General features: G+C 59.6%; 4 protein-coding genes. All 4 read left to right on the top strand.

All coding sequences use genetic code 11. From position 1 onward, the window contains the following. The first annotated feature begins 150 nt into the window (after positions 1-150). The 4 genes from Tfont_RS13975 (at position 151) to Tfont_RS13960 (ending at position 6,817) form a co-directional block, all read left to right on the top strand. On the top strand, positions 151-504 hold the full coding sequence (locus Tfont_RS13975; RefSeq protein ID WP_083840419.1) for a hypothetical protein: 354 nt from the start codon (positions 151-153) through the stop codon (positions 502-504). 166 nt (positions 505-670) lie between these two features. Beyond that, positions 671-1,996: a TolC family protein gene (locus tag Tfont_RS13970; RefSeq protein WP_143969895.1), complete on the top strand. Its 1,326-nt coding sequence runs from the start codon at positions 671-673 to the stop codon at positions 1,994-1,996. A gap of 2 nt (positions 1,997-1,998) precedes the next feature. Next, complete coding sequence (locus Tfont_RS13965) at positions 1,999-3,597, top strand: efflux RND transporter periplasmic adaptor subunit (RefSeq protein ID WP_143969894.1); 1,599 nt, start codon at positions 1,999-2,001, stop codon at positions 3,595-3,597. Between the two features lie 16 nt (positions 3,598-3,613). Continuing rightward, entirely contained in the window at positions 3,614-6,817 is a 3,204-nt protein-coding gene (locus Tfont_RS13960) for a CusA/CzcA family heavy metal efflux RND transporter (RefSeq protein ID WP_143969893.1), read from the top strand. The last annotated feature ends 190 nt before the right edge of the window (positions 6,818-7,007 follow it).

The raw sequence follows: 7,007 nt of genomic DNA, 5'->3' as shown, positions 1-7,007 counted from the left end.
CAGGGCCTCGGGCGCCCGCCAAGGCGGCGATGACGGGGCCTGAGCGGCACCGAGAACCCCGAACTGAACGACGCGAGCGCCCTCATGCCGGTTCAGCTCTCGGAAATGGGGTTTTGCGAAGTGCCCTGTAGCTGCTACACTGTTACCCCTATGCGCAAATGGCTGGCCATCGTCTTGCTGGTGTTCTTGCCGCTTCAATTCAGTTGGGCGGCAGTGGCCAGTTATTGCCAGCATGAAACCGGAGCTGCGGCCAAGCACTTCGGCCACCATGCGCATCAGCACAAGGCGGCCGACGGCCAGGATGCCAGCCCTGATCCGGCCAAGACCCTGGGTGGCGATCCTGATTGCGCGTCCTGTCATGCCGGGTGCTTCTCGGTCTTGTCAGGGGATGTCAAGCTGGCGTCGCCGGTCAGCCCGTCCCTGGATACGGGGTATCCCCCGGAGCACCTTGCTGCGCCTCCACCTGAACGTTTAGAGCGCCCTCAGTGGCGTGTCCTCGCCTGATCGGCGGGGAGCGCGTTCCTTTCCCTTCGTCCTCACCCCTGCCGTCGCGCATGGCGCGCTACGGTATCCAGCCGGCTTCGCGCGGCTGATGTGATGACGTTGCTGGCGATCATCTGGATCGCCCCCCGCCGATTCCCTTGTGTATTTCAAATCACTGGAGAATCGGATGCTGAAGGATATTCACAATTACAACGCGAGGGCGGTTGCGGCAGGCTTGCTCCTTGCGCTCATGACGGGGACGGCTTTCGCTCAGTTATTGCCGACGGCACCAGCTCTTGGGCAGAGCGCCAACGGCGTAGAGCAGATTGAAGCAGCAACGCCCCTGACCCTGCAAAAGGCCGTCGCGCTGGCTTTGGAGGCGAATCTTGACCTGACTGTCGCCCAACGGGAGATCGAGGCCGTGGAGGGCCAGGTAATTCAGGGACGAGTACGTCCTAATCCCGAGCTGGCGTACTCGCTCGAAGACCAACGCACGCCAACCCGCACGCAAAGCGTCCAGATCAATCTGCCCATCGAGCTGGGGGGCAAGCGCGCTGCCCGCATTGCCGCGGCAGAGCGAGGGCGTGACGTCGCAGTTGAAGAACTGAACACGCGGCGCGTCGAAATTCGTGCCGCCGTGGTCGCTGCCTTCTTCGAGACTTTGGCGGCACAGGAACGCGCAGCATTGGCTCAAGCCAGTGTCGATCTGGCAAAACGCGCTACCGATGCTGTTGCCAAACGCGTGGCAGCGGGCAAGGTTTCTCCGGTCGAAGAAACCAAGGCACGGGTAGCCGAAGCAGGTGTGCGAGTCGAATTGGCACAGGCCCAGAGCGAGCAACGCAATGCTCGGGCACGCTTGGCCAGTTTGCTAGGGGCCAACCCACCGCGATTTACTCTCGTGTCGGGCAACGTGGAAGAGCTTCCGGCTGTCCCTTCGCTCGACAACGTCCAGCAGCGCCTGTCCACTTCGCCAACGCTGCGCCGTATGCAGCTGGAGGTTGAGCGCCGCAGGTCGTTGGTCGATGTAGAGCGCAGCAAACGGATACCCGACGTCACATTCAGCCTAGGGGTGAAACGCCCCACCGAACTGCAGCGCAATCAACTGCTGTTCGGTGTTTCCGTCCCTTTGCCGCTGTTTGATCGCAATCAGGGGAACTTGTTGGAAGCGTTGAAGCGCGAAGACAAGGCGCGGGACGAACTCCAAGCTTTGAACATACGAGTCAGCACGGACGTATTGCAAGCCCGCGAGCGGCTGGAATCCATTCGTAGGGAAGTCGACGTCTTGCAACAAGATGTTTTACCTGGGGCCAAAAGTGCCTACGACGCGGCCACCGTCGGATTTGAAAACGGCAAGTTCAACTTCTTGGAAGTGCTGGACGCACAGCGCACCTACTTTGCCGCCAAGTCTCAATACCTCAAAGCATTGGCTGAGGCGCATCGCACGGCTGCAGACATTGACCGCGTGCTCGGCGAATCTGGCGCAAATGCCACCCAGCCAGCGAATAAGGAATAAACATGAAAATCGATACCAACAAACTGAATGTCAGCAAGAAGCATCTGATCGCCATCGCCGTGATCGTTGCGACGGGCGTTGTACTGGGCAGCGCCATTCTCGGCGGCAAAGCAACCAAGACAGCCGAAGATGACGGCCACGGTCACGGCAGCCACGTTGAAGCCAAGGCACACAGTGATGGTGAGCATCACGGCAAGGAGAGTGGAGACAAACACGACCACGACAAGGGTCATGCGGACGGCGAGCACCACGAGGCCCCGACCAAGGGGCCGCATGGAGGCAAGCTGTTCAAGGAGGGGGATTTCGGGCTGGAAGCGTTGCTGGCCGAGGACGGCGGCGAACCCCGTTTGCGCATCTGGTTGTTCGATAAGGACAAGCCTCTACCCAGCGGCGCAGCCAAGGTCAGCGCCACCATCACGCGCTTGACCGGAGAGAAGCAGACTCTAAATTTCGCACCTGACAAGGACAGCCTGTTGAGCCGCGAGGTCGTGCCGGAGCCGCACGCGTTTGAAATAAGCATCGTTGCCCAGACCGCCAAAGAACGCTTCATGTTCGTGCTCAACCAAGAAGAGGGGAAGGTCGAACTCAGTGATGAGCAAATCAAAGCGGCATCCATTAGCATCGACACGGCTGGCGCGGCACGAATCAAGTCCGTCCTGCAATTGCCCGGGGAAATTCGCCTGAACGAAGACCGGACTTCGCACGTTGTCCCACGCATTGCAGGAGTGGTCGAGAGCGTTCAGGCCAGTCTGGGTCAAGCAGTCAAGAAGGGACAGGTTCTCGCAGTCATTGCCAGCCCGGCCGCGTCTGAGCAACGCAGTGAACTGCAAACCGCACAAAAACGTCTGGCCCTGGCGAAGACCACGTTCGAGCGTGAAAAGCGGCTCTGGGAGCAAAAAATTTCCGCAGAGCAAGACTATCTGCAAGCCGAGCAAGCGCTGCACGAGGCGGAAGTCGCTGTGGCCAACGCTCAACAGAAGCTATCCGCTTTGGGGCTGGCCCCAGGTTCTCAGGGGGGGCTTAACCGTTTTGAATTGCGTGCGCCATTCGATGGCTTGGTGATTGAAAAACATCTCAGCCTCGGTGAAGCCGTCAAGGAAGACGCTGCCGTGTTTACCGTGTCCGATCTGGGGCAGGTTTGGGCTGAAATCAACGTGCCAGCCAAGGACTTGCCGCTGGTTAGAGTCGGCGAAAAAGTGACCATCAAGGCAACTGCATTCGATGCCAGCGCTACAGGTGTCATCACCTTTGTTGGGTCGCTGATTGGCGAACAAACCCGTATGGCCAAAGCCCGAGTGGTCTTGGCCAACCCGAAAGGTGCTTGGCGTCCTGGGCTGTTCGTCAACGTGGAAGTGACCTCCTCTGAGGCTGACGTGCCCGTGACAGTGGCCAGTGATGCCATTCAGACCGTCGGCGGTAAGCCAGTGGTGTTCCTAAAGGTGAATGGGGGATTCATTGCCCAGCCCGTGCAGTTGGGCCGCAGTGATGGCAAGCGGGTCGAGGTGGTGCAAGGACTCAAGCCGGGGGCTCCCTACGCGGCAGCAGGAAGTTTTGTCGTGAAGTCTGAGCTCGGCAAAGCTTCTGCCGAACACACCCATTGATACCGGAGCCACGCACATGTTTGAAAAACTTATTCGAGCAGCCATCGAACATCGATGGTTGGTGTTGCTGGCAGTCATCGGTATGGCGGCCGTCGGCGTATTCAACTACCAGAAGCTCCCCATCGATGCCGTGCCGGACATCACCAACGTCCAGGTACAGATCAACACCCAAGCGCCGGGGTACTCACCGCTGGAGACCGAGCAACGGGTGACTTACCCGATTGAGACCGTGATGGCGGGCCTTCCCAACCTGGAGCAAACCCGTTCCCTGTCCCGCTATGGACTGTCACAAGTGACTGTGATCTTCAAGGACGGCACCGACATCTACTTTGCGCGCCAATTGGTCAACGAACGCATCCAGGAGGCGCGCGACAAGTTGCCCCCCGGAATTACCCCGACCATGGGTCCGATTTCGACCGGCTTGGGCGAGATCTACCTGTGGACGGTCGAAGCCAAGGATGGTGCGAAGAAGCCTGATGGCCAACCCTATACGGCCACCGATCTGCGCGAGATTCAGGACTGGATCATCAAGCCGCAGTTGCGCAACGTGCCCGGCGTCACAGAAATCAACTCGATTGGCGGCTTTGCCAAGGAATACCAGATCTCGCCGATACCCGAGCGACTTGCCTCGCTGGGCATCACCTTACAGGACATCGTGACGGCATTGGATCGCAACAACGGCAACGTGGGCGCGGGCTATATCGAAAAGCGTGGCGAGCAATATCTGATTCGAGCGCCCGGTCAGGTCAAAACCTTGGAGGACATCAGCAACGTGATCGTCAGCAGCGTCGGTGGTGTGCCGATCCGGGTGCGTGACGTGGCCGAGGTTGGGCTGGGGCGTGAACTGCGCACGGGTGCCGCCACAGCCAACGGGCGCGAAGTGGTGCTGGGCACGGCCTTCATGCTCATCGGGCAAAACAGCCGAACGGTTTCCCAGGCCGTCGACAAAAAAATGAAAGAAATCAACCGCAGCCTGCCTGAAGGCGTGCATGCGGTCACCGTTTACGACCGTACCGTGTTGGTGGATAAAGCCATCAGCACGGTGAAGAAGAATTTGTTGGAAGGTGCGATCCTGGTGATCGTGATCCTGTTCCTATTCCTGGGCAACATTCGAGCGGCCATCATTACGGCGACCGTGATTCCCTTGTCAATGCTGTTCACCTTCACGGGGATGGTGACCAACAAGGTGAGTGCCAATCTGATGAGCCTCGGGGCGCTGGACTTCGGCATCATCATCGACGGAGCGGTGGTGATCGTCGAGAACTGCGTGCGACGCCTGGCCCATGCACAGGCGCACTACGGCAGGCCGTTGACGCGGGCGGAACGCTTTCACGAGGTGTTCCTGGCATCGAAGGAATCACGCCGCGCGCTGCTGTTCGGGCAACTCATCATCATGGTGGTCTACCTGCCCATCTTCGCCCTGACGGGGGTGGAAGGGAAGATGTTCCACCCGATGGCGTTCACGGTGGTGGCTGCACTCGTGGGGGCCATGATCCTGTCGGTGACTTTCATCCCGGCAGCGGTCGCACTGTTCATTGGCAACCGTGTCAGCGAAAAGGAAAACTTCTTGATGGTGCAAGCCAAGCGCTGGTACGGTCCCTTGCTAGATCGCGTGATGGCAGCCAAGGCTGTTGTGTTGGCTGCCGCAGCCGTGGCAGTGGTGTTGTGCGGTTTGATCGCAACGCGCATGGGCAGTGAGTTCGTGCCCAGCTTGAACGAAGGAGACTTCGCCATTCAGGCCTTGCGCATTCCTGGCACCAGTTTGTCGCAATCGGTGGCGATGCAGCAGCAACTGGAAGCAACGCTGAAAGCCAAATTTCCCGAGATCGACCGTGTATTTGCACGCACTGGAACGGCGGAAATTGCCTCCGACCCCATGCCACCGAACATTTCTGACGGCTACATCATGCTCAAGCCAATGTCTGAGTGGCCTGAGCCGCGCAAGTCGCGCGACGAATTGCTGGCGGCCATTCAGGAGGTCGTGGGCAAGATACCGGGTAACAACTACGAATTCTCCCAGCCGATCCAACTTCGATTCAACGAACTCATCTCGGGGGTGCGCAGCGATGTGGCGGTGAAGATTTTTGGCGACGACATGGATGTCTTGAACAAGACGGCCGAGGAGGTCTCGTCCATGCTGCAGAAGATTCCCGGCGCTTCCGAAGTCAAGGTGGAGCAGACCACCGGCTTGCCGATGCTGACCGTGAACATCGACCGCCAGAAAGCCGCGCGCTATGGGCTGAACGTGGCCGACATCCAGGACGCCGTGGCCACCGCCATCGGTGGGCGCGAGGCCGGCACGCTGTTCGAGGGCGACCGCCGCTTCGACATTCTGGTGCGCTTGCCCGAGTCCTTGCGTAATGACTTGGAAAGCATGAAGCGCCTGCCGATTCCTCTGCCGCGCGCAACGGGTGGCGCGGGCGGCGGCGAGGGCCGAACCAACTTCATCCAACTGGCCGAGGTGGCGAGCTTCGAGCTGGCGCCCGGCCCCAACCAGATCAGCCGGGAAAACGGCAAGCGCCGCATCGTGGTCAGCGCCAACGTGCGCGGCCGTGACGTGGGTTCCTTCGTGGCCGACGCCGAGGCAGCGCTGGCGCAAGTCAAGATTCCCACTGGCTATTGGACGAGTTGGGGCGGCACGTTCGAGAACCTGCAATCCGCCACGCAGCGCTTGCAGATCGTCGTGCCAGTGTCGCTTCTGCTGGTCTTCGTGCTGCTGTTCGCTATGTTCGGCAATGTCAAGGACGGCTTGCTGGTCTTCACCGGCATTCCGTTTGCACTGACCGGCGGCATCCTGGCGCTGTGGCTGCGCGACATTCCGCTGTCCATCTCCGCCGCCGTGGGCTTCATCGCGCTGTCAGGTGTGGCCGTACTCAATGGCCTTGTGATGATTTCCTACATCCGCACCCTGCGAGAGGAGGGAATGCCTCTGGACGCGGCCATTCGGAACGGCGCGTTGACCCGCTTGCGCCCCGTGTTGATGACGGCCCTGGTGGCGTCTTTGGGTTTCATCCCGATGGCGATTGCCACTGGAACCGGCGCAGAAGTTCAGCGGCCCTTGGCCACTGTGGTGATCGGCGGCATCGTGTCTTCCACATTACTGACGCTACTCGTACTCCCCATTCTTTATCGTCTGGCCCATCGACCAGACGAGCAAGAAGAGGATGTCACTGCTGAGCCGGTGCATCCGCAAGATGCGACCACCTTGCACCAAACGTGATCCCTGCCACCCAAGCATTGAGTTTTTAACCCGTACTTTGACAGGAAATTTTATGAAACTAATTGTCGTGTCCCGGATGATTGGTTAATTGGTTCACGCCGTGGTTTACTCTTGGCCCGAGAGGTCATGCTGGAGCTGAAACGATGCATCTGAGGCTGCACAAGAACGCCACCACGACACCCAGGATCCG

It is taken from the genome of Tepidimonas fonticaldi (assembly GCF_007556755.1).
GTDB lineage: Bacteria > Pseudomonadota > Gammaproteobacteria > Burkholderiales > Burkholderiaceae_C > Tepidimonas > Tepidimonas fonticaldi.
This window is presented reverse-complemented; position numbering and strand designations above follow the sequence as displayed.

Bases quoted from the DNA above. Each gene is read 5' to 3' on its own strand.
- Tfont_RS13975 (WP_083840419.1), top strand. From the start codon at position 151: ATGCGCAAATGGCTGGCCATCGTCTTGCTGGTGTTCTTGCCGCTTCAA.
- Tfont_RS13970 (WP_143969895.1), top strand. From the start codon at position 671: ATGCTGAAGGATATTCACAATTACAACGCGAGGGCGGTTGCGGCAGGC.
- Tfont_RS13965 (WP_143969894.1), top strand. From the start codon at position 1,999: ATGAAAATCGATACCAACAAACTGAATGTCAGCAAGAAGCATCTGATC.
- Tfont_RS13960 (WP_143969893.1), top strand. From the start codon at position 3,614: ATGTTTGAAAAACTTATTCGAGCAGCCATCGAACATCGATGGTTGGTG.